Source organism: Woeseia sp. D3-10 (assembly GCF_055809415.1).
In genome coordinates this window covers 1,022,583-1,048,160 of the sequence record NZ_JBVVTW010000007.1, presented here as the reverse complement: position 1 = coordinate 1,048,160, position 25,578 = coordinate 1,022,583, and the positions used below count along the sequence as shown (strand labels likewise).

The following is a 25,578-nucleotide window of genomic DNA, read 5'->3' as shown; positions in this document are numbered from 1 at the left end:
TCTGCTTCCTCACTGGCCCATGCAGTAGACGGCCGCTTCTGCGAACGTCTGCTTCATGCGATAGCCGGTCTTTAAAGAGGTGACCATCTGCGAGACCTGTGCTCGGTCGGCGGCATCCTCCGGATCGCGCAGACACACTGCGCGGAATACTTTCTTCACCTGGCAACTGGCGAATGCATCGCTGTTTGCGAGCTCTTCACCCATCGACTTTGCGCCGTTGCCGCTGCCGGGTAGTGCGTTATCCCAGCCGAGGAACTGGTTTTGTCCCTCACGCCAGTAGTTCTCCCAGGAGTCGTCCGGCGTGCGAAAGCCAAACGGGAAGTTGCTTTCATTGTTGAAATACTTCGGCTGAACAGTACCGGGCGTGTACTCGATGCTGCCGCTGGTTTCGTTAAAGTTGTAGTAAGCGAATGCCTGCGCCATCGGATCCATACCGGTATGGCAACCGATACAGTTATTCAGGAACAGACGGCTGTCGCCGCCCGGGCTGCGACTGACATCCTGCCGGATTCGGTCGGGCGAGAGCCGTGTGTCGTGCACTTGCTCCATGTCGTTACACATGTGGTTGAGCATTGTGAAACGAAACATCGCACGATTGGTGCCCGCGACGAAGAAGGACTCAGCAGCAGCGCGAGTCGTGAATATGCCTGCGGTGGCTTCGGGCGGGAGACCACCAGGTACGGCAGACTGCGCTGTTGCCACAAGGCCGGCCTGCATGTCCATGCCGTTGCGTTCAAGTTGTTCGTAATGATCGTTGTTGTTCATGGAATAGGCTGGCAGGCCGAGAGAGGGCGCGCCGACGTACAGCAAATCAGCGGATAACAGCGTGTTGAATGGCACGTCGTCGCGAATCATGCCAACGACCGTGGCGATATAGTCGTTAAGCGGTACGAACACGTTGCCTTCACGGTTGGTCCATGGCGCCGCGAAATTCTTCAAGGTGACGTTGTAGAAGTTTGGGTTGGACATGGCTGTGTAAGCTGCTGTTACCGGGTTAGCCGCAATCTCCGCTTCCATCTGCGCCAGAACCGCTTCTGTCGGCGGTACGCCGGCGATGCGATCGTGAATGCGCTTGGCTTGTTCGCGCGGTCCAGCATCTGCAACGCTCGCCATGCCAATGCAGATTGCTGCAAGCGGCAGGATGCGCAGTATTGCGTCAATAGCGGATTTGCGAATTCGGGTCGACATCCTGTTGTCCATAGTCATTCCATTTTCAGATGCTTGATCAGCGGTAGTGAGCGCGCCGGTGTTCGTTAGTGCTTTTCCCGCAAAGCGTGGCAGCGCCGTTCTTGTAAGTTAGTGTCGATCCACGGTCTGAGCGGCAAAACTATGCAGCAAGTTCACACACGTCACCGTGAAAGCATTCACAAAGCCGGTGTTTCGCGTGAACGTCAACGCTGTTCCCTGCACGTTTCGGTATAAAGCAAAGCAATTGCTGTGCCAGCCCGCGACCGCCGCCGGGTAATGTTCGGAAAGTACTGTTAATTCAATAAGATACGCCATATTCGCGGGTGTCCCGGATGACCACGATATGTCAAGCGCTTGTCGGCGGGTCCGTACAGCTAATCCGGGCTTTGCGGCCAAGTCGCTGATTTTATTGACGCGCAAGCCTGTCGGTGGAAGGAGACAGTGTGACAGTCAGGGACAACGCCAGGAAACCCGATACGGACATTTTAATGGGCCGAATTTCTGTGACCGGGCGTCCGACGAACGGGCGAAAAAAATGTGCGAGCGAAGATTTGTACATTGTCGTCTCTCCGTGATCTGAGCTTGGTCCGGGAGAGCATCAGCAAAATTTGACATTGCGCACTGTCGTGGTTTCGAGACATTACTTTGCGTGCAGTCGGTCTCTTATACTGCGCCGCGTGCATATTGCGCACGTTGTAAACATGGCCTGGCGTTAACAGACTTTTATCTGCGACAAACACCGACAGATTGTGATCGCGTTAACGGTATGCGAGTTGCGCCACGTCCACTATGAATCGTTGAAGTTGTGCACGTTCCAGAATGGTTTCTGGCGATTGGGGAGGGATGCCCGTGTTGCTGACTACGTGTACGACTTGTGGACATTGTCATTTCGACGGATGTCCGAGGTAACTGAGATGACTACTGATTTGCGATCGACAGAGACGACAATCAAGACGAGTGGACTTCGTTTCGCTGCGTCGTTGCTTGCTGTTGCTGCGCTAAGCGCATGCGGCGGCGGTGGCGATGGCGTCAGTATCGGCTCAGGCCAGGACGCAGATCCGGTGGTAATCGATTTTCCGATTGCGTATATCCGCGAGCCGCTTGCTGTAGACAATCAGGGTGAGTTTCAGCCATCCGATGCCCGCGAACTCATCACCTTTAATTTCGGCGCGGATCTGTTCGTCCGTGACCGTGCGTCGCCCAGCGCGCTGGCAGTGAATATCACCGAACGCGAGACCAACGGTCTGGGTGCAGTTCGAGACGTAGAAATATCCTATGACGGCACGCGTTTGTTATTCGCAATGCGCAGTCCTGTTGATTTGAACCTCGCACTCGATGACGAGGATCAGCCAACCTGGAATATTTGGGAATACGAAATTGCGACAGATACGCTTCGTCGCGTGATTGCATCGGACTTGAGTGCCGAGATCGGTCACGACCTGGCGCCGCACTATCTGCCGGATGGCCGCATCATTTTCTCCTCGACCCGGCAACTGCGTTCCAGCGCGGTATTGCTGGACGAAGGCAAGCCGCAATTTGCCGCACAAGATGAAGACCAGAACGAAGACGCGTTCGTATTGCACGTCATGAATGAGGATGGCACGAATATAGAGCAGGTATCGTACAACCAGAGTCACGATATCGATGCGACCGTTGTCTCCAACGGGCAGGTTGTGTTCAGTCGCTGGGACAACGCAGCCACAAACAACGCGATCAATCTGTACCGAATGAACCCGGATGGTTCGAATCTGGAATTGCTGTACGGGCAGCACAGCCACGCCACCGGAACCAACGGTCAGATCATTCAGTTTCTTAAGCCGCGCGAACTGGAAGATGGCCGGATGATGACGCTCGTTCGGCCATTTACCGATACGGATGATGGCGGCGATATCGTGGTTATCGATACCCCGGTCTATATTGAAAACGCACAGGCGAATCTTGATAACGCGGGTCTGACAGGGCCAGCGCAAACAACGGCAACTGTGAATGCGGTTGTCACTGAAGTTAATCAGCCGTCTCCCGGTGGTCGTTACCAGTCGATGTACCCGGTTCTGGACGGGACTGGCCGTATATTGTTGAGCTGGAGCCAGTGCCGGTTGACGGATGTCACACCACCTCCGATGGGCGAATTGCCGGTTATCTATCCGTGCACAGATGAGAATCTTGCGGACGCCGACTTGCAGGAAGCGGATCCTGTTTACGGAATCTGGATGTACGACCCGCGCGACCAGACGCAACTGCCAGTCGTGCCGCCGGAAGATGGCTTTGCTTATACCGAAGTTGTCTCGGCTGATCCGCGAACCTTGCCGCCGGTTATTCTCGATAGCGAAAACAGGTTTGATGCTGATCCGGATCTGGTTGCTGAGGGTGCTGGCGTCATCAACATTCGCAGCGTTTACGACTTTGACGGCGGCGCTGTAGCGAACATCGCCGCGCTTGCTGATCCGGGGCAAACCCTGGCTGCGGATCGCCCGGCCCGGTTCTTGCGCATCGTAAAAGCAGTGTCATTGCCGAACGACGACATTGTCGACCTTGATAACACCGCGTTCGGTCGAAACCGTGCACAGGGCATGAAAGAAATCGTGGGTTACGCGCCGATAGAGCCGGATGGATCCGTCATGGTCAAGGTGCCGGCCAATGTCGCGTTCGGTGTCAGTGTGCTGGATGAAGACGGCCACCGTATTACGGCACGGCACCAGAACTGGATGCAGGTTCGGCCTGGTCAGGTGCTTGAGTGCAATGGTTGCCATGTACCGCAAAGTGGCTTGTCACACGGACGCAGTGACGCGTTTCCGTCGGCATGGGCCGGTGCGTCGGTCGCGGGTGTTTCCTATCCCAATACCCGGGCCGAGTGGTTTGTCGGTGAGGTCGGAGAGACCATGGCGGAAATTCGCGCGCGAATTACCTGCGCGACCGATTGCGCGTCGATCGAGCCATCAATGGATCTTGAATACGACGATGTGTGGACGGATGAAGTCGCTGCTGGCCGCGCAGCAGATGCCAGTTTCAGTTATGCGTATTCCGATTTAACAACCACACCGCCTACGAGCCTGAATTGCATTACGCAGCCATGGGCATCGAATTGCCGGATTGTCATTAATTACGAAACACACATCCACCCATTGTGGGCAGCGGCGCGACCGGTTCTGGATGACATGGGCAACCCTGTGCTCGATGGCGACGGCATGCCAATGACCAATGACTGCACCAATTGTCATACGCCGGTGGATGACGAGAATGCGCCGCGAGTGCCGGCCGGACAGCTGGATCTCGCCGATGGTTTGTCACCGGATGAGCCGGATCAATTCAACTCGTACCGGGAATTGCTGTTTCCCGATAACGAACAAGAGCTTAATATGGGTGCGGTACAGGATAGACTGGTTGAGGCCGGCCTGGATGACGATGGAAATCCCATTCTGGTGACGGTCAACGTCAATCCTTCGATGAATGTTGCGGGCGCGAATGCGTCCAGCCGGTTCTTCAGCCGGTTTGAGGCCGGGCAGAGTCACGATGCTTATCTGTCCGATGCGGAAAAACGATTGCTTGCGGAATGGCTGGATGTCGGAGCGCAGTATTACAACAACCCCTTCGACGTCCCTCAAAATTAAGCCGTATCTCGCAGCGTTCCTGCTCAGTTTCCTGGGCCTGGCTGCCGAACTACCGCTTGCCGAGGCCGCCGAAGTTGATGCCGCTGTCACAGTGGCCGACCCCTATCTGGAAATGCATACGGGGCCGGGTCGCGGCTACCCGATATTTCATATCGCCGAACGCGGTGAGACAGTCACTATCCTGAAGCGCCGTACCGACTGGTTCCTGGTGCGGATGCCGAACGAGACCGAAGGCTGGGTGCATCGCGACCAGATGGAACGCACGTTGCAACCGTCCGGTTCGAACATCGAGTTTGCGGAAGCGGACCAAAGCGACTTCACGGATTCGCGCTGGGAAGCGGGTTTGCTGGCAGGCGATTTTGGTGGAGCGAACATTATCTCTGTTTACGGCGGTTATTCGCTGAACCGCCATCTTGGTATCGAATTGTGGGGATCGCAGATCCTTGGCAATGTCTCCAACGGTTGGGCTGGCAGTATTAATGTTATCCACGAGACCTGGCCTGATTGGCGCATTTCGCCGTTTTTTACGCTCGGAACCGGTGTGATTCACACAGCGCCGAAATCAACTATCGTGCAAGGTGAAGACCGGACAGATCAGGCGGCACATGCTGGTGCCGGTTTCAGAATTTATACAACGCGCCGCTTCATGCTTCGTGCGGAGTACAAGAGCTACGTGGTGTTCACAAGTCGTGACGACAACGAGGAAGTGGAAGAATGGAAAGTCGGATTCGCGTTCTTTTTCTGATTGTGCTGATGATCAGCATGAGCGGCTGTGCGGCGACGCGCAATCTGTTTGGCATGGGGCCGCAATCAGCGCCACCGCCTGCCGAAGATGCCGGTCAGGTCATTGAGCCGGAAGTAGAGCGGCGGGAAATTCGTGAAGCCGATATCGATACAGAAGACTTCGAGATCGGGGCCTATGTCGGCATCATGAGTGTAGAAGACTTCGAATCGAACGTCGTCTACGGCGCGCGTATCGCCTATCACGTCACCGAGGGTTTTTTCGTTGAAGGCACGATTGGCCAGACGGAAACGGGCCTGACGAGTTTCGAACGCCTGAGTGGCGGCGCACCGTTGCTCTCGGAAAGCGAACGACGATTTACCTATTACAACCTGAATCTCGGCTACAACATATTGCCGGGCGAAGCGTTTGTCGGTGAGCGCCGCGCTTACAACAGCAATTTGTACTTGATTGCAGGTTTAGGATCGACACGCTTCGCCGGAGACGACCGGTTTACCGTGAACTTCGGCGCGGGCTACCGCTTTCTCCTGACTGACATGTTGGCCATACACCTCGACGTTCGCGATCACTTGTTTGATATCGATTTGCTGGGTGAGGAAAAGACCGTGCATAACCTTGAAGGACACCTCGGCTTGACGGTGTTCTTCTGATACAGGGATCACAGTCCGCCGACTAATGGCCGGGCTAAGCTTGGGAAAATGAATATGAGTACCTTACAAACTGGCCGTTTAGTGCTGGGAATGTTGCTGATTGTTGCCGCCAGCGGCTGCAGCAGCATTGAACCGTGGGTGAAACCCTACGAGCGCGACCGCCTGGCCGATCCGATCATGTTCCTGGATGCCAACCCGGTATCGAGCGCCTACATTCAGCACGTCTACGAAGCGCGGGAAGGCGCTCGCGGCGGCGAAGGCGCGGCCGGCGGCGGCTGCGGCTGCAACTGAGACAGCTGATGCGGCATTTCCGACATTTTATTATTTTGCTGGCCGTCGTCGTACCGACGGCGCATGCCGGTGTGCTGCCGGAAGACCGCAGCGACATTCTTTATCACCTGTATGACGGTGGTGGGGTGCAGATTGACGGGCCGTCTTTGCTCATGCGCAAGCAAGTGGGCAAGAACGTCTCGGTGGTTGGCAACTACTACGTTGATATGGTCAGCTCTGCATCCATCGACGTTGTGACAACCGCAAGCCCGTACACGGAAGAGCGCGAGCAATGGTCTCTCGGTATGGACTATTTGCGCGGCAATACGACGATGACGCTGGGTTTTACCAGCAGCGTGGAAAGCGATTTCGACGCCAAGACCTGGGGATTCAGTGTCAGTCAGGACATGTTCGGCGATCTCACGACGTTGACCTTGAGCTATGCACTGGGTAATGACGTGGTGGGCCGTTCAGACGATCTGGAGTTTGCGCGTGACAACACGCGGCAGCACTACGGTATCGGCCTAACGCAGATTTTGACCCGCAATCTGATCACGGCGTTGAATATCGAGACCATCACTGATGAAGGGTTCTTGAATAACCCGTACCGCTCGGTTCGCTATGCGGATTCAGCGAGTGCCACCGGTTACAGCTTCGAGCCTGAATTGTACCCGGCAACCCGGACCAGCAATGCGGTCGGTTTGCGGGCACGCTACTACCTTCCTTACCGGGCGGCAATTCAGGGTGAGTACCGGTACTTTACGGACACCTGGGATATCAACTCGCACACCGCAGCGATTTCCTACACGCACCCGATCGGGCCATGGACCTTCGAGGCCAAGTACCGCTGGCACGATCAGACCGGTGCCGCGTTCTACAATGACTTGTTTCCACGCGCTGAAGCGACCAACTTCCGCGCGCGTGACAAGGAGCTGAGTCCGTTGACCAGCAATACGCTGACTCTTGCAGCAAGTTACGAGTTCCTTAGCCGCGGCTGGCGATTCATAGACAAGGGGTCAGTAAACTTGTCGCTGGACATTCTGTCTGTCGACTATCACGATTTCGCGGATCTGCGCGGCAGTGCTGTCGTCGGCAGTGAGCCGCTGTACCAGCTGGATGCCGATATTATTCAGGTCTATTTCTCGTTCTGGTATTGAACGCCTGAGCGGGGGATGAGTCCCCTGTGCGCTCCGAAATTCCGTACAATGCCTCGCTACTGGAAGTCGGTCAGGAGGCTATATGGGTAGCGTTGCAGGTATTGCACGGCGAGACGCCAAGCGAGCGCCAATGCAGTTGCTGGACGCAGCGACCATCACCACCGCCAGCGGTGTCGCTGATGATTTCAGAGGTCGCCCCGGAAAACGTCAGGTAACCGTCCTTTCGGCTGAAGCTTGGCGCCGCGTTTGCGCCGACCTCGGGCGCGAACTGCCGTGGACCACGCGGCGCTCAAACCTCCTCATCGACGGCCTCCCGTTACCGCAACGGGCGGGCGATATTATCCGCATAGGCGAGATTCGCCTGCTCGTGACTATGGAGGTCGACCCCTGCTCACGCATGGATGAACAGTGTGACGGTCTGCGCGCGGCATTGTCGCCCGACTGGCGTGGTGGCGTTGCGTGCACCGTGCTGGCCGGTGGCGACATCCGGCTGGGCGACAGTGTTGATCTTGACGTTTCCGGCTAGCGGACTGACCTGATGGAACTCATCATATTGCTTCTGATTGCGCTCGGTATTCTCGTAGCGGTTCTTTACAACCGCCTGGTGCGTGATCGTAACCGGGTCGATGCGGGCTGGAGTGATATTGATGTCCAGTTACAGCGTCGCCATGATCTGGTGCCGCAACTGGTCGAAGCGGTAAAGCAGTACGCGGCCTACGAACGGGCGACGTTGGAGTCGGTGACGGCATTGCGTGACAGCGCAGGGAGCAACGTGGGCATCAGTGAGCGCGGTGACATTGAAGAACGTCTCGGTCAGCAAATCAAAGGCATTCTGCTGCTGGCGGAAGACTACCCGGACCTCAAAGCCAACCAGAATTTCGCAAGGCTTCAGGAGCAGCTGGTAGAGACGGAGAACTATTTGCAGTTCGCCCGCCGCTACTACAACGGTGCTGTGCGCGCGTTGAATACGCGGGTCGAATCCGTGCCGCATAATTTCATTGCGTCACTTTTCGGTTTTGGTCAGCGAGAGTATTTTCAAAAATCGTCGGACGACGTGGCCAATGTGCCGTTGGTCAATTTGGGCAGTGTCGAATGAAGCGTTGGTTGTGGCTGTGCTTGTGCCTGCCGATGGCGGCAATTGCTGATGAACGAATCCTGGACTTCAGCGCCGACATCCTCGTTCGCCAGGATGCCACGATTGAAGTCGTTGAGACGATCACTGTGCGCTCCGAAGCCAGGCAGATTCGCCGCGGAATTTATCGCGATTTTCCGACTCGCTACAAAGACCAGTATGGCAACAACGTCGTTGTCGACTATGAGCCGCTGAGCGTATTGCGTGATGGTCGGGCGGACGGTATGCGCAGCGAGTCTTATGGCAACGGAGTGCGCACGTATTTCGGGCGCGCTGATGTATTCCTGGAGCCGGGTACCTACACCTATACATTTCGTTATACGGCCGAACGAATGCTGGGTTTTTTCACCGACTACGATGAACTTTACTGGAATGTAACCGGTCTTGGCTGGGACTTTCCGATCGATAGAGCTGTAGCTACCGTGCGTTTCCCGTTCGCCGTCGCTGCCGCTGACATCGGTGCAGATGCGTGGACAGGAAGGCAGGGGGCGACAGAAAAAGCTTTTACGTATAGCAAGATAAACAGGCTGGCGGGCTTTTCGACCAGCAGCACCTTACCGGCCGGTTCGGGTTTGACGATCGCCGTCAGTTGGCCAAAAGGCCTGGTCACAGAACCTGATCGCCAGCAGCAGCTGGTCTGGCTGATTCGTGACAACCGCGATCTGTTATTTGCGTTAGCCGGTTTTCTGGCATTGCTGCTGTACTACGTTCCAGTCTGGTATTCCTTCGGGCGGGATCCACAACCCGGCGTCTCGTTCGCCCGCTACGAACCGCCGGCAGGCTTTTCACCGGCATCTTTGCGTTATATCGGTCGCATGGGGTACGACAGCAAGGTGTTTACAGCAGCAGTGCTCAATCTCGCTGTTAAAGGCTACCTGACTATCGCGAACGCCGATGATGAGTACACACTTCGAAAGGTCGAGTCGACGATTGAACGTTTGCCCCTTGCGAAAGGCGAGGCAGAATTATACGAGGCACTGTTCGCCAGTGCGCCGAGTGTGGTGCTTTCGAATACCAATCATCGGGTATTCAGCTCTGCACAAAGCGCGCACAGGAAATCCCTGCGCAAGGATTACCGAAACAGGCTGTTTCGTACCAACGGACTGATGAACCTCCCGGCCATCGTGATTGCCGTTGCCACCGTCATCCTGGTATTCAGCGGCAGCAATGGCCCGAAACTGGCCGTGTTTGGCGTGTTGGCATTGATGCTGGCCAGCATCGTGCTATTCGTCTACCTGCTGAAACAGACGACCGGTATCGGTCGCAAGGTGCTGGATGAAACGGCAGGGTTTCGCGAATATCTGGAGATTGCTGAGAAGGACGAGTTACAGCTCCGCAACCCTCCGCGCAAGACGCCAGAACTGTTCGAATCGTTGCTGCCCTTTGCGTTGGCGCTGGGAGTTGAGCAAGCCTGGGCTGAGAAGTTCAGTGCGGTTTTTGCCCGATTGCAGCAGACTGATGGCACGTCGTATCACCCGTTGTGGTACAGCGGTACCTGGAATAGTCTCAATCCGGGTCAGCCTGTGGCCGGCCTCGGCAAGAGTTTCACCAGCGCGATCAGTTCATCGATGTCGCCGCCCGGTTCATCGTCCGGTAGCAGCGGAGGTGGTTTTTCCGGTGGCGGCGGTGGTGGCGGCGGCGGCGGCGGCTGGTAGCCGCGTAACGAACGAGTCTTACTAAAGCGTGTCGAACATTGTCGAGGCGCAAGCGCTAGCAACGAAAGGAATACCCAGGTTTGACACAGCACGTTTATCAACGCCGCCCGGCTTACGACAGCAGCACCATTCCCACTGTCATATTTGTACTGCTGGTATTGAACGGCTTGGCGTACGCGGCGCAACAGTACCAGGAATCGTTCCTGCTCTATTACTTCGCACTGTGGCCAGTCGCATCGGTAAGGCCCGAGTTTGAGTCGTGGCAGTTATTGAGCTATGGGTTTCTACACGGCAGTCCGACGCACATTTTCTTCAACATGTTCGGCTTGTGGATGTTTGGTCGTGATATCGAAAGACTGCTCGGGCCAGCACGTTTTCTCAGCTACTACCTGAGCTGTGTTGTGGGTGCGGCAGCCGTGCAGTTACTGGTTGCGTCTCTGCAGGGAGGGATTTACCCGACGATCGGCGCATCTGGCGGTATCTTCGGTCTGCTACTGGCCTATGCAATGTTCTTTCCCAATCGCATGGTCATGCTGATGTTTCCACCCATTCCGATGCGGGCCAAGTATTTCGTGTTCTTCTACGGCTTGATGGAGCTGTATCTGGGTCTCAGCGGGCGGTCACCGGGTGTTGCCAATTTCGCCCATCTGGGTGGCATGTTGTTCGGCTTCCTGTTGTTGCAGTACTGGCGCGTGCAGCGCCGTCGTTGACTTGTTCTGTCCTACCTGCCAGGTATCAGGGCCTGTGAAGCATGGATAATATTTTCGCATTGACTGTGGCGAGTTTGATTCTGGTACTTGTACCTGGCCCGAATGTGGCACTGATAGTGGCGTCCAGTCTGCAGTATGGCCGTCGCTTGGGTTTGGCCACGGTGGCTGGAACAACGATTGGCCTTATGGCGCAACTGGCCATCGTTGTGGCTGGCTATACCGCGTTACTTTCGGTCGTTGCCGGTGCATTGTTCTGGACCAAATGGGTAGGCGTTGCGGTGCTGATCGGTATGGGTGTACATGCATTTTATCGCGCCGAGCAACGTGGAGAGCAGCCGATGCCGCAACTGCCGATGCGGGTGGCGATTGCACGTGGCGCGATATTGGCCATATCGAACCCTAAGACATTGCTATTCAATGCGGCGTTTTTGCCGCAGTTTCTGCCGGCAAATGCGACGTCGAGCTGGCACTTGCCGGGTCTGGCGTTGTTGTACCTGTTGATTGTTGCTGTTGGCGATACTGGTTGGGTAGTGCTGGCGTCAGTAGCCCGACCACTGCTCCAGCGGATGGGCAGATGGAAAGACCGGGTTACCGGAATGTTGCTACTTGGAGCGGGCGGTTTACTGGCCGCAAGCCGGACCGGCAACTAGCTGTACGCGCTTGCACGAACGGGCGAGCCGGCAAGGTCGTCATACGATCAAAACACGAGTTACCGACGGAGACCCGATGAATAAAGCACGACGCCAGTTTGTTAGCCGTTTCGCCGCTGGCGGAACTATGCTGGGGCTCACACCGTTTCTGGCGTCCTGCGGTGTTTCGCCGTTAGGTCTCGATGTCGCCGAAGAACCGCTCAATCCGTTCCTGAGCAGCTTCGCGATAGATGAGTCGATGATCAGTCAGGTGATGCGTGAACTGACCCGCAAGGGTGCCGATTCAGCGGAGCTCTATTTTCAACACAAGCGCAGTAGTGTGCTGCAATTGGCAGACGGCCGCGCCGAAACGCAGCAGGTCACGGTTATCGCTGGTGTTGGTCTGCGGGTTGTCATTGGTGCGACCAGCGGCTTCGCCTATACCGAAGAATTGACACTCCCAGGCATGCTCGCCGCAGCGAAGGCGGCTGTCTCGATGATTGGCAACGAGACATTGGTTGAAGTGCTGCCGACCGAAAACTACCGGTGGGTCGAGCCGGCAGCGATGTATGACCAGCATCTGGATATGGAGCAGTTGAACGCGGCAGAACTTCGGCAACGGTTGCGGCGAATAGACACTGCTGTCCGTGCTGCTGATCCGTCGATCAATGACGTGCAATTGCGTTGGAGCGATTCCGACGAACGCGTATTGATAGCCACCCTTGATGGCCGCCTGTTGGCAGACCGGAGGCCATTGTCGAGGCTTAGCGCACAGGCCGTTGCGGAGCAGGGAGGCCAGGTTGTCTCCGGCTTCGCCAGCCTGTCAGCGCGCGCGGGTCTTGACTGGTATACCGACGAACGCTTGGCCGGCCTGGGCGGGCGGGCCAGCGAGCGTACCCTGATTCAGTTTGAAGCGCGCCAGGCACCGACCGGCGATTTGCCAGTGATTCTCACCGCCGGCAACAGCGGAGTGGTGTTGCACGAAGCGATAGGTCACAGCTTTGAAGCCGATTACGTGCAAAGTGGCGATAGTCGCTACACGGGACAACGCGGTGAGAAAGTGGCCGCTGACATCGTCAGCATTGTCGATGAGGCAACGATACCTTTCGAGCGCGGCGCATTGAGCGTCGATGATGAAGGCACAGTTTGCGGGCGCACTCCGCTCGTTGAGAGCGGACGACTCACTTCGCTGTTACACGACTCTGTCACAGCACGCCAATTCTCCGTCACGTCCACGGGATCGGCACGTCGTGAATCGTTCATGCATCAACCCACACCACGCATGAGTTGCACCTTCATGGAGAACGGTCCGCACACGCGTGACGAAATCATCGAAACTGTCAAACGCGGCATTATTGCGGAAACCTATACGGGCGGTCAGGTACAGCTCGGCGGCGGTGATTTTCGTTTCAACGTGAAGAACGCGTGGCTTGTAGAAGACGGCAAAATCACGATGCCGCTCAGAGACTTGCAGATCGCTGGCAACGGTGCCGATGTGCTGCGGGACATTTCGATGGTGGCTGACGACAGCCGTCTGGCGGACGGTGGCTGGACGTGCGGTAAGCGAGGGCAAAGAGTGCCGGTGTCGCTGGGTATGCCTACTGTATTGGTGCCTCAGATGAAGGTTCAGCCAGACGCCTGAAGCCATTGTTGTTCAATGCCCGGTTCCGGACTATCTGGCGCTAGCCCATCAAGAATCCGGCGACAGCGCCGATACAGTCTGTAGGCCGATGGACTGCGTTTACCACCATGCACGGGAACTGCCCAGACTTGTCAGGACTGCCGGGAGTCATGCAATGGGCTGCGCAGGCTGGGGCCTGGCAAAAAATGTTGGGTGCCGATCGACAGACCCGGCAGCCTTACGGGCCCTTGTTTCAGCCAGTTTCAGCCGGCCGATGTGACGGGAATTCACTTTACATATAGCCAGATTTGGTAGACTCGCCAGTCGAAAACTGTATATGGGAATAATGGGTATTTCACTAGCCAATTGGCGCGGCGTTCGGTCTGGATCGACGACGCGGCCAGCGTTGTTGCCAACCGGGCAGCACACGTTCTTGCCGCTGTTGTCCCGCACGGGTTTCCGACCGTGAACCAGAAGGCTGCTGCCAGCGAGATCGCGCGTTTGTCGGCAAGCGCCATGAGCTTGCCGTATCAGCCGCGGCCGCGCGAAATTCGCGCGCGCATATCCAGAAACGCCGGCAAGATCATGTTGGTTGTAGGTGCCGTGGTCCTCTTGGGCTGGCTTACTGGTATTGGTCATATAACTCGATGGCTGCCGAACTGGGCGACCATGAGTTTCAGTACCGCATTATGTTTCCTGTTGCTCGGTGTTACTTTCGTCTTGCCCGGCGGCATCAAGGATGCGCCTACGCCGCGCATGATCGGCCGTGCGGCGGCGGCAGTGGCGGGTTTACTGACGGTCGCCAGCTTGCTCGATTACGTGTTCATGCTTGGCATGGATACCAACCAGTGGTTTTTTACTTACGAGCAAAGTGCCGATAGCCCTTACGTCGCGCAAATGTCCGCAGCGACCTCGAGTGGGCTGCTACTGACATCGATCGCTGCATTGACGATAGGTTGGCGCACCAAGGGAGGCTTGCGACCTTCACTGATTCTCGGGGTGGTCGTTGGCGCACTGGGTTTGATTGGCCTGATCGGCCATGTTTACGATGCGCAATCGTTGTACGCCGTGCCGTTCTTTTCCGGACTTTCGATTCATACCTCACTGCTACTCGCCGTAGCATCAATCGGTATCCTGGGCGTTCATCCTGATCAGGGACCATTGGGTGTGCTGGCGGCCGACGGTCGCGGTAGTCGCCTCGCGCGCACCCTGCTGCCCTTTGGCGTGGTGCTGCCAGTGCTGATCGGCTGGGCACGACTGGAAGGGGAGCGGGCGGGACTCTACGAACTGGAATTCGGCCTGGCTTTGTTTGCAACAGCCAGTGTGCTCGCGTTCATCGCGATGATCTGGCTGACTGCTGCTTCAATCAACCGGGAGGATATCCTGCGACGGCGGGCTGATGAGGCGCTGGAGCACGAAGCCATACGTCGGCGCATACTGTTTGAAAAAGCGAAAGACGGCATTCTCGTCCTTGATGCAAATCAAAACGTTGTAGAAGCCAACAGCAGTTTTGCTGACATGATCGGATATCCCGCCGCGGCGGTAACGCAGCTGCATCCCTGGGATTGGATCGTCGACAGTCAAACACGCGAGTTGGTGGTGGCGGACTGGGTTACGCTCGCGAAGGACGGCGAGACTTTCGAAGCGCAGCTGCGCAAGCGAGATGGCAGCATCATCGATGCCGAAGTGAGCTGCACGACCGCCAGATTCGATGCACAACAGTTCCTGTTCTTTGTTTGCCGGGACATTACCCAGCGTAAGCACTCCCAGATCGCGTTGCATGCCAGCGAGCAACGATTCCGTCGTGCGCTCGCAAACATTCCTGATGTTGTTGTCATTTACGACACTGACCTGCGTATTCAGTACATCAACAATGCGACCCGAGTCGTTACTGGCCAGCCACCGGGCTTTTTCATCGGCAAACGCGATGAAGAGGTGTTCCCGCCGGAGGTATATCAGGCTTACATGCCCAACTTGCGCAAGGCATTTCTTACCAAGCAGATTAGTGCCGTCGAAGTTGATATTACTATTCCGGACTCCGGTGCCCGCTCGTTACGTATTACCTGCGTACCCCTCATGGATCAGGATGGCGACGTACGCGAGATCCTCGGTATCACGCGGGACCTTACCGAACGTAAGCACGCGGAAAATGCGATTCGAGCGAGCGAGCTGAAGTTCCGGCAACTCATTGAGCAGGCGGCGACCGGCATCGTGATCAGCAATCGCGACGGCATAGTTGAACTCGTGAACAGTCGATGCTGCGAATTGCTTGGCTACTATGAATCAGAGCTGTTGGGCCTTGCGCGGGCTGAAATTCTTGCGCTGCACGACGGAAGTGCGCCGCTGGACAGAATCGATGAGCTACTGCCGGGTGATGATATTCGGTTTGAGTGCCGGCTGAGGCGGAAAGACGGAACGACCTTCCCGGCGGAGGTCAGCGTCAATATCCTGGATTCAGGCGCGCAGCAGATTCTGTTTCAGGACATCACCATTCGTCATTTGCAGGAACAGAAGATTGCCCGACTGAACCGCATTCAGGCGGTGACGGGTAGTATTAATTCGGCCATTGTGCGCTTGCGAAACCGTACAGAGCTGCTGCAGGAGACTTGCCGCATTGCTGTAGAGGATGGGCAGTTCTGCATTGGTGTGGTTGGTGCAATCGATAGTGGTTCCGGTGAGCTGCAGATGATTGCTCAGTACGGTATGGGTGCCGAGAGCAGCGACATGATGACGCAAGTTATTCAATTGCTGCCGAACGGACCTTGTGAAAGCGCGATCTCACAACAGCAGGTCATATTCGACAACGATATCGAGCGTACTGGCGCAACCACTCCGCTACGCCAGTGCGCAGCTGGCTATGGCGCTCGCTCGGTCATCTCACTGCCCTTGGTCGTAGAAGGAGAGACTTTCGGCGTTATAGTCCTGTACGCAAACGAACGAGACTTCTTCGACGACGAAGAAATGAATCTCTTGAGTAAGCTGGCTAAAGACGTGTCTTTCGGATTGGAATTCATCGCTAAAGAAGAGCGCGTTGATTTCCTTGCTTCGTACGATGCATTAACCGGACTGCCTAATCGAACGCTGTTCTTCCACAAGATATCGCGGCAGTTGCAAGAGTCTTCGGCACAAGGTCTGCGCACAATATTGAGCGTGATCGACATCGATCGATTCCGTTTGATCAATGAGACCTACGGCAGACATGAAGGTGACGCGGTGATTGCCGCCGTGGCGGAACGTATTGACGCTACCATTGATGATCACGACACCGTCGCCCGAATTGGGTCAAACACGTTCGCTATCGCGGTGACCGGCAAGTTCGATGCGGTGGATACGGGGCATCAGCTGGAAGATTTGAATCATGCTGTTTTCGATGAGGCTTTTCGTCTGGGTGATGAGGACGTATGCGTATCCGCGACAACAGGTATTGCCATTTTTCCTGAGGATGCCAGTTCACCAGAAGCCTTGCTCGGCAACGCAGAGGTTGCGTTACGAAATGCTCGGCTCCGTAATATCCGGTTCCTTCTGTACAGCAAGGACATGAACGAACGAGTGGCAGAGTCCTTGCGATTGGAGAATCGCGTCAGACTCGCTCTGGAAGACAATGAGTTTTCACTCTGGTACCAGCCTAAAGTCTGTGCGCGCACGGGTGTCTTGCGAGGACTGGAAGCGCTGATGCGCTGGACGGACAGCGAGACCGGCAAGATGGTCCCTCCCGATGTTTTCATTCCGGTGATGGAGCACACAGGCTTGATACTGCAAGCGGGCAGCTGGGCTTTGCGTCAGGTTGCCAGTGATTGTTTGCGTTGGCAGGAGCAGGGCGTATGTGCGCCGCGTGTGGCTGTAAATGTTTCCCCAATTCAGCTGAATCAACCGGACCTGGTGGGTACTTTGATTGAGGCGCAGGTTGTTGCCAAGGAGGCCGGCAGCGCAATTGACGTAGAGATCACTGAGAGTGTGATCATGGATGACGTGGACAGCATCATCCCGAAGCTGCGGACCTTCCACAGTGTAGGCACCAAGATCTATGTAGATGATTTTGGTACCGGTTATTCATCACTTTCTTACATAGCGAAGCTGCCAATTGATGCGCTCAAGATCGATCGCAGCTTTGTCTCCGATCTTCACCCGGATTCTGAAGGGCTCGCGATAGTCAAGTCGATCATTTCTCTGGCTAAAGCGATGAATCTTCAGGTTATCGCTGAGGGTGTTGAGACTGAAGAGCAGGTTACGCTTCTGCGTGATCTGGGCTGTGATGAATTGCAGGGTTATCATCTGGGTCGTCCATTGCCGCCAGACGAAGCGTTCGAGGTCATTCGTACGTTGGGCACGGGCAAGGTCGCAGACACCTGATCCGCCTAGCGGGCCAGTCACCGGAAGTTCGTTCGGAAAGTGCCGATGGCTGCTAATTTTTCCGGTTCAGGTGGGGAATGATGTCTATCTGAAATCCCCTAGTCTTCGTTTTCCGCAATTCCTTGGAACTGTCACTGGCGCTCTTGGGCCTTCAGTGCGCAGTGTCCATCACCGATATCTTCACAGCCAGCTTGCGCGGAGTCGCGTCTCCTGGCGGGCGAAAAGATGCGCATGTACCTAACACCCGATGTTACTCGGCCGTGTTTGAGCGCTGGGAGTAAATGGTGGGCCCGGTAGGACTCGAACCTACGACCAAGGGATTATGAGTCCCCTGCTCTAACCAACTGAGCTACAGGCCCACGCGAAGGCGGGTATTCTAATGCAGATTTGCAATAGAAAGCAGCGGTCATTTTGCCGACCGCTGCTGTTGCGGTTTTACCTAGTCTTCCAGCAGGAAGCTTCGCAATTGATCCGATCGCGTCGGGTGACGTAGTTTCCTCAACGCTTTCGCTTCGATCTGCCGAATCCGCTCGCGGGTCACGTCGAACTGCTTGCCGACTTCTTCCAGCGTGTGATCCGTGTTCATGTCGATACCGAACCGCATGCGCAGCACTTTCGCTTCACGAGGGGTTAGTCCCGCCAGCACCGAGTGCGTCGTTTCTTTCAGGCCTTCCGATGTTGCCGAGTCAACCGGCGAGTGCACCGTCTGGTCTTCGATAAAGTCGCCGAGGTGCGAATCCTCGTCGTCGCCGATCGGAGTCTCCATCGAAATGGGCTCCTTGGCGATCTTGAGGACCTTGCGCACTTTGTCTTCCGGCATTTCCATGCGCTCGGCCAATTCGTCTGGCAGAGGTTCGCGGCCCATTTCCTGCAGCATCTGTCGCGAAATTCGGTTCAGCTTGTTGATTGTTTCGATCATGTGCACCGGAATACGAATTGTCCGTGCCTGATCTGCGATCGAACGGGTGATCGCCTGTCGAATCCACCAGGTTGCATAGGTCGAGAACTTGTAACCACGGCGGTACTCGAATTTATCGACCGCTTTCATGAGGCCGATGTTGCCTTCCTGGATCAGATCCAGGAACTGCAGTCCGCGGTTCGTGTATTTCTTCGCGATGGAAATAACCAGTCGCAGATTGGCTTCAACCATTTCTTTCTTGGCGCGACGGGCTTTCGCCTCACCAATCGACATCTGCCGGTTGATTTCCTTGATTTCGGAAATCTTCAGGTTGGTCAGGGTTTCAACCGCGACCAGCTTGCGCTGCGCACGCAGCACGTCATCCTTCATCTTCGCAAGGCTGGACGAGTGCTTACGCTTTGCGCGGATGTGTTTTTCGATCCAGTTAAGATCAGTCTCGCTTTTCGGGAAGCTTGCGAGGAAATCTTTCTTCGGCATGCCGCAATCACGTACGCAGATCTGCATGACCTGGCGTTCCTGCATGCGCACAACTGATACCGAGCTGCGCAGATGCTTGACGAGCGCATCGGTCAGTTTCGGCGCGAGCTTGAGTTCCATGATCAGGTCTGCCAGCTCAGTCCGAATTTTCGCGGTTTTCTTGTCTTTACTACCTGTTTTCTCCAGGGCAGTCAGAACTCGTTTAAACAATCTGTCGATACTTTTGAGGCGCGCAGCAACTTCTTCCGGATCTGGCCCGGTGTCTACTACTTCCTCTTCTTCGTCATCGTCATCGTCGTTGTCCGATTTTGTGACCGGCGATTTGATTTCGTCCGGCGCGTTCGGATCGATGAAGCCAACGATGAAATCCTGCATGCGGGTTTCGCCAGCAGCGACGGCCTCGTACACCTGGATCAGGCGTTCGATAGTCGGCGGGAAATGCGCCATGTGGAATTTGACCTGATTGAGGCCATCTTCAATGCGTTTGGCGATTTCGATTTCGCCCTGGCGCGTCAACAGCTCGACGGTACCCATTTCACGCATGTACATGCGGACGGGGTCGGTCGTGCGACCGAACTCTGCGTCCACGCTGGCCAGCGCGGCCTCCGCCTCTTCGGCAACATCCTCGTCGTTTGACACGGCTGCATCCGACAGCAACAGCTCTTCGGCGTCGGGTGCTTTTTCATGCACCGCGATGCCCATGTCATTGATCATGTTGACGATATCTTCGATCTGTTCGGGATCGACGATGTCATTGGGGAGGTGATCATTCACCTCGGCATAAGTCAGGTAACCCTGCTCCTTGCCGCGGGCAATGAGATCCTTCAACTGTTGAGCCTGTTTATTGCCCGGAACCACTGCGCGTTTCTCGCTCAAAACGGGATGACCTCTAGAAAAATGCAAACGACCAAGTATAGTCTTTAGACCGGCTCTAAGCCAGATTTATCCGCCGCTGGTCGTATCGCGGCGGTAGGACCTGAGTTCCTGCTTCTGATCGCCTGAGAGCGCGCCAAGTCGCTCATTTTCAATCAGATTTTCGATTCTTGCTTTGGCGCTGGCCTGGCGCAGCTGGCGCAGACAATCCGCCAATTCGGCCCCGGCGTCAAAATCTTCGCTCAGAGGCAGCTCCGTGGCGGCGAGTTTGCCCAGATGACGACCTTCTTTGTGATGCCGCCAGCGTTCCAGCAACCCTGCTGTCGTGATATCGGGGTCGGCTTGAACGCTTTCAATGAGTTCTTTCAGCAACTCGGCACCCGGGCGGTCTATGCCGCCGAGAACGGTTGAGTCGAGTTCCAGGCCCGCTTGCGGGTAGTGCAGCAACAGCGTGATGGCGCGCCGGATTACGGACGGCTTGCCGGTGCTGTTTGAGCTGCCGCGCCGTTCGCGCCCCGCTGGCTTTGCCGTAGTAGTCGCGGCACCTTTAGCCGGGCGGTTCAGCAAGGCGTCAAGTTTTGCTGGTGACAAGCCGACAGTCTCTGCCAGTGTCGCAGTCAGTAACTCCCGGTAAAATCCGTCCGGCAAGCGGCTGAGCAGTGGTTTCGCGAGTTCCGCGAGACGCGCTCTGCCGTCAACGGACGTGAGCTCCACCTGCGATGCCAGTTCGTTGATCAGGAAGTCCGACAATTGCATGCCCGTATCGAGCAATTTCTCAAAGGCGGCGGTGCCGTGTTCCTGCACGAACGAATCGGGGTCCTCGCCATCTGGCAAGAACACAAATCGAATCTGCCGGCCTTCCCGCATGTGGGGCAGGGCAGTTTCCAGGGCTCGCCAGGCGGCAGCGCGACCGGCCCGGTCACCGTCGAAACTGAAGAAAACATCGTCAGACAGTCTGAACAGGCGGTTCAAATGGTCTTCCGTGGTAGCGGTGCCGAGTGTGGCTACCGCAAAGTCTATGCCGTGGCGGGCTAGACCGATGACGTCCATGTAGCCTTCGACGACCACCAGTCGTTCGATATGGCGTATAGCCTGGCGGGCCTCGTACAGACCGTATAATTCACGACCCTTGTGGAATAGGGCCGTTTCCGGCGAATTCAGGTACTTTGGTTCGTCGTTGCCCATGACCCGGCCACCGAAGCCAATACACCGGCCGCGGGAATCCCGGATGGGGTACATGATTCGTTCGCGAAACCGATCGTAGTGCTGGCCATTGTCTTTGCGGATGATGAGGCCGGTCGCCAGTAACCGTTCAATCGCATCCGGCGTGTCGCCGAACTTGTCCAGCAGCTGGCTCCAGCCGGCTGCCGCATAGCCAATGCCAAACCGCTTCGCTGTGGCGCCGTCGATGTCCCGGCGTTTCAGGTAGTCGACCGCGGGTTGGTGGTCGCGCAATTCGTTCTGGTAGTGACGTTCGACGCGTGCGAGCAATTCGTAGAGTTCGTCGTAACGGCGCGCAGGCCGCTGACCTTCTTCGCGCGGTACCTCAACGCCCATTAGCGACGCCAGCGCTTCGACCGCATCAACGAAACTCAGATGCTCGAACTCCATCAGGAAGCCCAGCGCCGTGCCGTGCGCGCCGCAGCCGAAGCAATGGTAGAAGCCTTTGTGCGGGCTGACGGTGAACGACGGGGTTTTCTCGTCGTGGAACGGGCATACAGCTTTGAACTCGCGGCCCGCTTTCTTGAGCGGGATTCGTCGGCCCAGTACTTCAACAATATCGGCCCGCGCAATCAGGTCGTCGATAAAATGTTGAGGAATGAGGCCGCTCATAGGTCTGTCAAACGAGTACTCTCAGGCGGAAGGGGCCCGCTGTCGCAGGTTCTTTTGGTCAAAATTCGCGCTGGTCTGCGGCGCTATTGGCATGGCTGTCAGTTATTGCGCGTGACTGGAAGAATAGCCAATCGTGCCGCACATGCCACCCCTGAATGCGGGGTGCTGAAGGTCAGCCGGTCAAACGAGCTTTCACTCGGCCGCTGACTTTGCCCATGTCGGCGCGGCCTTCGGCTTCAGCCTTAACGATAGCCATGACTTTGCCCATGTCGCGCATACCTTCTGCGCCGGTGTCGGCGATGGCCTTGTCTATCAGGGTGTCGAGCTCTGCCTCACTCAGGGCTTCCGGCATATAGTCTTCGAGTACCGCGATTTCCGCGATTTCGATGTCGGCCAGATCCTGACGATCGCCCGCGGTGAACTGAGTCACCGAGTCCCGTCGTTGCTTGACCATTTTGATCAGCACGCCGTTGACAGCCGGGTCGTCCAGCTCGATACGCTGGTCTATTTCAATCTGCTTGATTGCCGCCAGAATCATGCGCACCACTTTCAGGCGGTGCTTGTCACCCGCCTTCATGGCAAGTTTCATATCGTTCTGGATGCGTTCTTTGAGCGTCATGAGAGCGCTACGGCGGCGTCGGTAGCAGGCCCCCGATGATGCGGAGCTCTGCTGTCAGGAGGGTTGCTCAGTACAGGCGCTTGCGACGGGCTGCTTCACGAGAAATGCGCTTCAGGTGGCGTTTAACAGCGGCAGCTTTCTTGCGCTTGCGCTCCTGAGTCGGCTTTTCATAAAACTCGCGGCGACGCAGTTCAGTCAAAACGCCGGCTTTCTCGCAGGCGCGCTTAAAGCGGCGCAAAGCGGCGTCGAAGTATTCGTTTTCCTTGATGCGGACACTGGGCATACGGTTATCGATTCTGTATTTGGAGACAAAGAAACCCGGCACGGGGCCGGGGCAGACCAGCCATAATATCGGCAGAATCGACACATTGCAAAGTCTTCGAGCACTTTTTGAATGGGCTTGAGGCTGGTGCCCGCCGGGCGCTGGGGTATGATGCGGCGCCTATGCTAGTCCTCGGAATAGAAACCAGTTGCGACGAGACCGGTGCTGCCGTCTTTGATACGGAGCGCGGCTTGCTGGCGCAATCATTGCACAGTCAGGTAGACCTGCATGCGGTCTATGGCGGCGTGGTCCCCGAAATCGCCTCGCGCGACCATATTCGCCGCTTGCTGCCACTGGTGAGGGATGTGCTGGCCAACGCCGGGATCGAGCGTCCCGACGCCGTGGCCTACACAGCTGGTCCGGGTCTCGTCGGAGCATTGATGGTTGGCAGTGGCCTCGCCAATGGGCTGGCGCTGGCCTGGCAAGTCCCGGTGATCAGCGTCCATCACATGGAAGGCCACCTGTTGGCGCCCATGCTGGAGGAAGAGCCTCCGCCATTCCCTTTTCTCGCGCTGCTGGTGTCTGGCGGCCATACCATGCTGGTCGGCGTAGCCGGCATCGGTGAATACACCGTGCTCGGCACGACGCTGGACGATGCGGCGGGAGAAGCGTTCGACAAGACGGCAAAACTGCTCGGCTTGCCGTATCCCGGCGGGCCCGCGCTCGCGCGGCTGGCGGTTTCCGGTAGACCGGACGCCATTCGTTTACCGCGACCGATGTTGAACCGGCCCGGCCACGATTTTAGTTTCAGTGGTCTGAAAACGGCGGTCATGCTGGCTGTACGGAAGGCGGAAGCCGACGGATCACTGGAGCAGCAACGCGCTGATATTGCCGCGTCGTTTCAGGAGGCCGTTGTCGACACGCTGGTAGGTAAGACTATCCGGGCGGCGACAGAGCAGGGCTTCCAGCGCATCGTTATTGCTGGCGGCGTTGGCGCCAACAGTCGCTTGCGCGAGCAATTATCCGAACGATTCACTGGGCAGGTCTTCTACCCGCGGCTGGAATTCTGCACCGACAATGGAGCAATGATTGCGGTGGCGGGCGCTTGTCGTTTACAGGACGCGGCCCTGCCCGGCAGTATTGCGGCAATGGCGCGTTGGCGCCTCGACTCACTATCGCCGCCCGGCGCGATCTGAAGGATCAGTTGTAGCTATGGATACCATTTTCTTGAGCGATCTGCGGGTCGAAACAGTGGTCGGCATTTGGGACTGGGAGCGAAAGATACGGCAGACGGTCAGTATTGACCTTGAGATGGGTGCCGACATTCGCGCCGCTGCTGCCAGTGACTGCATCGACGACACCCTCAATTACAAACTGGTCGCGAAGCGGGTCAAGACCTTCGTTTCCGATTCCAGCTTTCAGCTGGTGGAGACGATGGCAGAGAAAATCGCGGGCCTTATTCTTGAGGAATTCGCCGTGCCCTGGGTTCAGGTCAGAGTGAACAAGCCGGGTGCTATTCGCGGCGCTCGTGATGTTGGTGTTCAGGTTCGCCGTAGCCAGGCTGAAGACTGAGTGATGCTGTGATCAGAGTTTATGTCGGCATCGGCAGCAATCTGCGACCTGAGCAAAACCTTCAACTCGCTATCCGAGAGCTGTCTGCTCGTTACCACGACCTTGCCGTTTCACCGGTATACCGGAACCCCGCGGTCGGCTTTGAGGGTGACGACTTTCTGAACATGGTTGCGGCATTCGATTGCGAGCAGACGCCAGAGCAACTCCTTGGGTCGTTTGAGCAGATTCATGAACTGGCGAGCCGTGTGCGCGGTGGTGATCGTTTGGTGTCACGAACTCTGGATATCGATCTCTTGTTGTACGGCGATCGCATCCAGGACACGCCGCCATTGCCGCGGGAAGATGTGCTGGACTACCTGTTCGTTCTAAAGCCGCTGGCCGAGTTCGCGCCGGACTTGCGCCACCCACTTACCGGATTGACGATGGCTGAGCATCTGGCTGATCGAGATTGCGAGGTGCATCGGCTCGACAAGGTTGAGCTGAAATTTACGCTCAGCAACGTGCCGCCAGCGGCCTGAGCTACCAGCCGATACTGCGGCCACCGTCCACGGCAATTATCTGACCCGTCACGTACGGCGCGGTAGCCAGGTACTCGACGCACTGTGCGATATCGCCCGGCGTGCCCGGCATGCCCAGCGGAATCTGCCGCAAAATGGACGCTTTCGCGTCATCGCTCATGCCGTCTTCCGGCCACATGATCGCGCCCGGCGCGACGCCGTTAACCCGAACATGGGGCGCGAGGTCCTTGGCCAAGGATCGAGTCAGCATGGCAAGCCCGGCTTTGGCCGCGCCGTAGACACTGTGGTCGCGCAACGGCCGGCGCGCGTGTATGTCGATCAAGTTGACGATGCAGCCGTTTCGGGAACGCAGCGCGCTGGCTGCGCTTTGGACCAAAAACAGCGGTGCCTTGAGGTTGCTGCCAACGAGGTCGTCCCAATCAGGCTCGGTAATTTTACCGAGCGGGGTTGGGTAGAAGCTGGATGCATTGTTGATCAGGATATCCATGCCGCCCGCCCACGTCACAAATTCGGCAACCAGTTCGTCGAGTCCGGCGGTGTCATTAAGATCAGCCTGAAAAACCTGTGCGCTGTTGGCTCGATCTTTGTTCAGGGTTGCACACAGCGTATTCGCCTCATCGAGCGAGCCGCGGCAATGAATACCGACGGCTGCGCCCAGCGAGTGCAAGTGCCGGGTGATGCCGGCGCCAATACGGCGCGACGCGCCGGTGATCAGCGCGCACTTGCCGTGCAGAATTTCGTGGTTTGATCTTGCCACTTGGATTTAATCCGATCGAGAGAGTACAAACGCCGC

The 25,578-nt window shown here is 56.7% G+C and carries 21 protein-coding genes and 1 tRNA gene; 15 read left to right on the top strand and 7 right to left on the bottom strand.

Annotation, left to right across the window (positions count from 1 at the left end; all coding sequences use genetic code 11):
* Positions 1 to 9: 9 nt before the first annotated feature.
* On the bottom strand, positions 10 to 1,188 hold the full coding sequence (locus AC0L8N_RS05455) for a hypothetical protein (protein WP_473670053.1): 1,179 nt from the start codon (positions 1,186 to 1,188) through the stop codon (positions 10 to 12).
* A gap of 914 nt (positions 1,189 to 2,102) precedes the next feature.
* Here AC0L8N_RS05455 and AC0L8N_RS05450 point away from each other — a divergent pair.
* The 12 genes from AC0L8N_RS05450 (at position 2,103) to AC0L8N_RS05395 (ending at position 17,712) form a co-directional block, all read left to right on the top strand.
* On the top strand, positions 2,103 to 4,796 hold the full coding sequence (locus AC0L8N_RS05450; RefSeq protein WP_473666552.1) for an HzsA-related protein: 2,694 nt from the start codon (positions 2,103 to 2,105) through the stop codon (positions 4,794 to 4,796).
* A complete protein-coding gene (locus AC0L8N_RS05445; protein ID WP_473666551.1) occupies positions 4,747 to 5,541 on the top strand; it encodes an SH3 domain-containing protein in 795 nt (264 codons plus the stop codon). Before AC0L8N_RS05450 ends, AC0L8N_RS05445 begins: the two co-directional genes overlap by 50 nt.
* The gene (locus tag AC0L8N_RS05440; RefSeq protein WP_473666550.1) at positions 5,511 to 6,188 is read left to right on the top strand and encodes an outer membrane beta-barrel domain-containing protein; all 678 of its coding nucleotides are present in this window, start codon (positions 5,511 to 5,513) and stop codon (positions 6,186 to 6,188) included. The genes AC0L8N_RS05445 and AC0L8N_RS05440 overlap by 31 nt, the downstream gene beginning before the upstream one ends.
* A 48-nt stretch (positions 6,189 to 6,236) precedes the next feature.
* Entirely contained in the window at positions 6,237 to 6,479 is a 243-nt protein-coding gene (locus AC0L8N_RS05435) for a DUF4266 domain-containing protein (RefSeq protein ID WP_473666549.1), read from the top strand.
* A gap of 8 nt (positions 6,480 to 6,487) precedes the next feature.
* On the top strand, positions 6,488 to 7,615 hold the full coding sequence (locus AC0L8N_RS05430) for a DUF3570 domain-containing protein (RefSeq protein WP_473666548.1): 1,128 nt from the start codon (positions 6,488 to 6,490) through the stop codon (positions 7,613 to 7,615).
* 82 nt (positions 7,616 to 7,697) lie between these two features.
* Complete coding sequence (locus AC0L8N_RS05425) at positions 7,698 to 8,141, top strand: MOSC domain-containing protein (RefSeq protein WP_473666547.1); 444 nt, start codon at positions 7,698 to 7,700, stop codon at positions 8,139 to 8,141.
* A 12-nt stretch (positions 8,142 to 8,153) separates the two neighbouring features.
* Positions 8,154 to 8,711 (top strand): LemA family protein, encoded by a 558-nt coding sequence (locus tag AC0L8N_RS05420; RefSeq protein ID WP_473666546.1) that lies wholly within the window; start codon positions 8,154 to 8,156, stop codon positions 8,709 to 8,711.
* Positions 8,708 to 10,402, top strand: coding sequence for a DUF2207 domain-containing protein (locus AC0L8N_RS05415; RefSeq protein ID WP_473666545.1), 1,695 nt, complete (start codon positions 8,708 to 8,710; stop codon positions 10,400 to 10,402). Before AC0L8N_RS05420 ends, AC0L8N_RS05415 begins: the two co-directional genes overlap by 4 nt.
* Before the next feature lie 80 nt (positions 10,403 to 10,482).
* Entirely contained in the window at positions 10,483 to 11,112 is a 630-nt protein-coding gene (locus AC0L8N_RS05410) for a rhomboid family intramembrane serine protease (RefSeq protein ID WP_473666544.1), read from the top strand.
* Positions 11,113 to 11,153: 41 nt separating this feature from the next.
* Positions 11,154 to 11,762 (top strand): LysE family translocator, encoded by a 609-nt coding sequence (locus AC0L8N_RS05405; RefSeq protein WP_473666543.1) that lies wholly within the window; start codon positions 11,154 to 11,156, stop codon positions 11,760 to 11,762.
* A gap of 76 nt (positions 11,763 to 11,838) precedes the next feature.
* Positions 11,839 to 13,383, top strand: coding sequence for a TldD/PmbA family protein (locus AC0L8N_RS05400; RefSeq protein ID WP_473666542.1), 1,545 nt, complete (start codon positions 11,839 to 11,841; stop codon positions 13,381 to 13,383).
* A 444-nt stretch (positions 13,384 to 13,827) separates the two neighbouring features.
* Entirely contained in the window at positions 13,828 to 17,712 is a 3,885-nt protein-coding gene (locus tag AC0L8N_RS05395; protein ID WP_473666541.1) for a sensor domain-containing protein, read from the top strand.
* A 282-nt stretch (positions 17,713 to 17,994) separates the two neighbouring features.
* Here the strand turns inward: AC0L8N_RS05395 and AC0L8N_RS05390 are convergent.
* The 5 genes from AC0L8N_RS05390 to rpsU all read right to left on the bottom strand — a co-directional run bounded on the left by AC0L8N_RS05390 (position 17,995) and on the right by rpsU (position 22,716).
* Positions 17,995 to 18,071, bottom strand: a tRNA-Ile gene (locus tag AC0L8N_RS05390).
* An 80-nt stretch (positions 18,072 to 18,151) separates the two neighbouring features.
* A complete protein-coding gene (rpoD, locus tag AC0L8N_RS05385; protein ID WP_473666540.1) occupies positions 18,152 to 19,984 on the bottom strand; it encodes an RNA polymerase sigma factor RpoD in 1,833 nt (610 codons plus the stop codon).
* Positions 19,985 to 20,050: 66 nt separating this feature from the next.
* Positions 20,051 to 21,814: a DNA primase gene (gene dnaG / locus AC0L8N_RS05380; protein WP_473666539.1), complete on the bottom strand. Its 1,764-nt coding sequence runs from the start codon at positions 21,812 to 21,814 to the stop codon at positions 20,051 to 20,053.
* A gap of 172 nt (positions 21,815 to 21,986) precedes the next feature.
* On the bottom strand, positions 21,987 to 22,433 hold the full coding sequence (locus AC0L8N_RS05375; RefSeq protein ID WP_473666538.1) for a GatB/YqeY domain-containing protein: 447 nt from the start codon (positions 22,431 to 22,433) through the stop codon (positions 21,987 to 21,989).
* Positions 22,434 to 22,500: 67 nt separating this feature from the next.
* Positions 22,501 to 22,716 carry a 30S ribosomal protein S21 gene (rpsU, locus tag AC0L8N_RS05370; protein ID WP_068619441.1) on the bottom strand — a complete coding sequence of 72 codons (216 nt, stop codon included), beginning with the start codon at positions 22,714 to 22,716 and terminating at the stop codon, positions 22,501 to 22,503.
* 161 nt (positions 22,717 to 22,877) lie between these two features.
* On the opposite strand from rpsU, the gene tsaD reads away from it, so the two are divergent.
* From tsaD to folK, 3 genes are read left to right on the top strand one after another with little or no spacing between them, the layout of a single operon-like run.
* Positions 22,878 to 23,891: a tRNA (adenosine(37)-N6)-threonylcarbamoyltransferase complex transferase subunit TsaD gene (gene tsaD, locus AC0L8N_RS05365; protein ID WP_473666537.1), complete on the top strand. Its 1,014-nt coding sequence runs from the start codon at positions 22,878 to 22,880 to the stop codon at positions 23,889 to 23,891.
* A gap of 16 nt (positions 23,892 to 23,907) precedes the next feature.
* A complete protein-coding gene (folB, locus tag AC0L8N_RS05360) occupies positions 23,908 to 24,267 on the top strand; it encodes a dihydroneopterin aldolase (RefSeq protein WP_473666536.1) in 360 nt (119 codons plus the stop codon).
* A gap of 8 nt (positions 24,268 to 24,275) precedes the next feature.
* Positions 24,276 to 24,785 carry a 2-amino-4-hydroxy-6-hydroxymethyldihydropteridine diphosphokinase gene (gene folK / locus AC0L8N_RS05355; protein WP_473666535.1) on the top strand — a complete coding sequence of 170 codons (510 nt, stop codon included), beginning with the start codon at positions 24,276 to 24,278 and terminating at the stop codon, positions 24,783 to 24,785.
* Between the two features lies 1 nt (position 24,786).
* Here folK and AC0L8N_RS05350 read toward each other — a convergent pair whose 3' ends face one another.
* The gene (locus AC0L8N_RS05350; RefSeq protein ID WP_473666534.1) at positions 24,787 to 25,542 is read right to left on the bottom strand and encodes a pteridine reductase; all 756 of its coding nucleotides are present in this window, start codon (positions 25,540 to 25,542) and stop codon (positions 24,787 to 24,789) included.
* Positions 25,543 to 25,578: the final 36 nt, after the last annotated feature.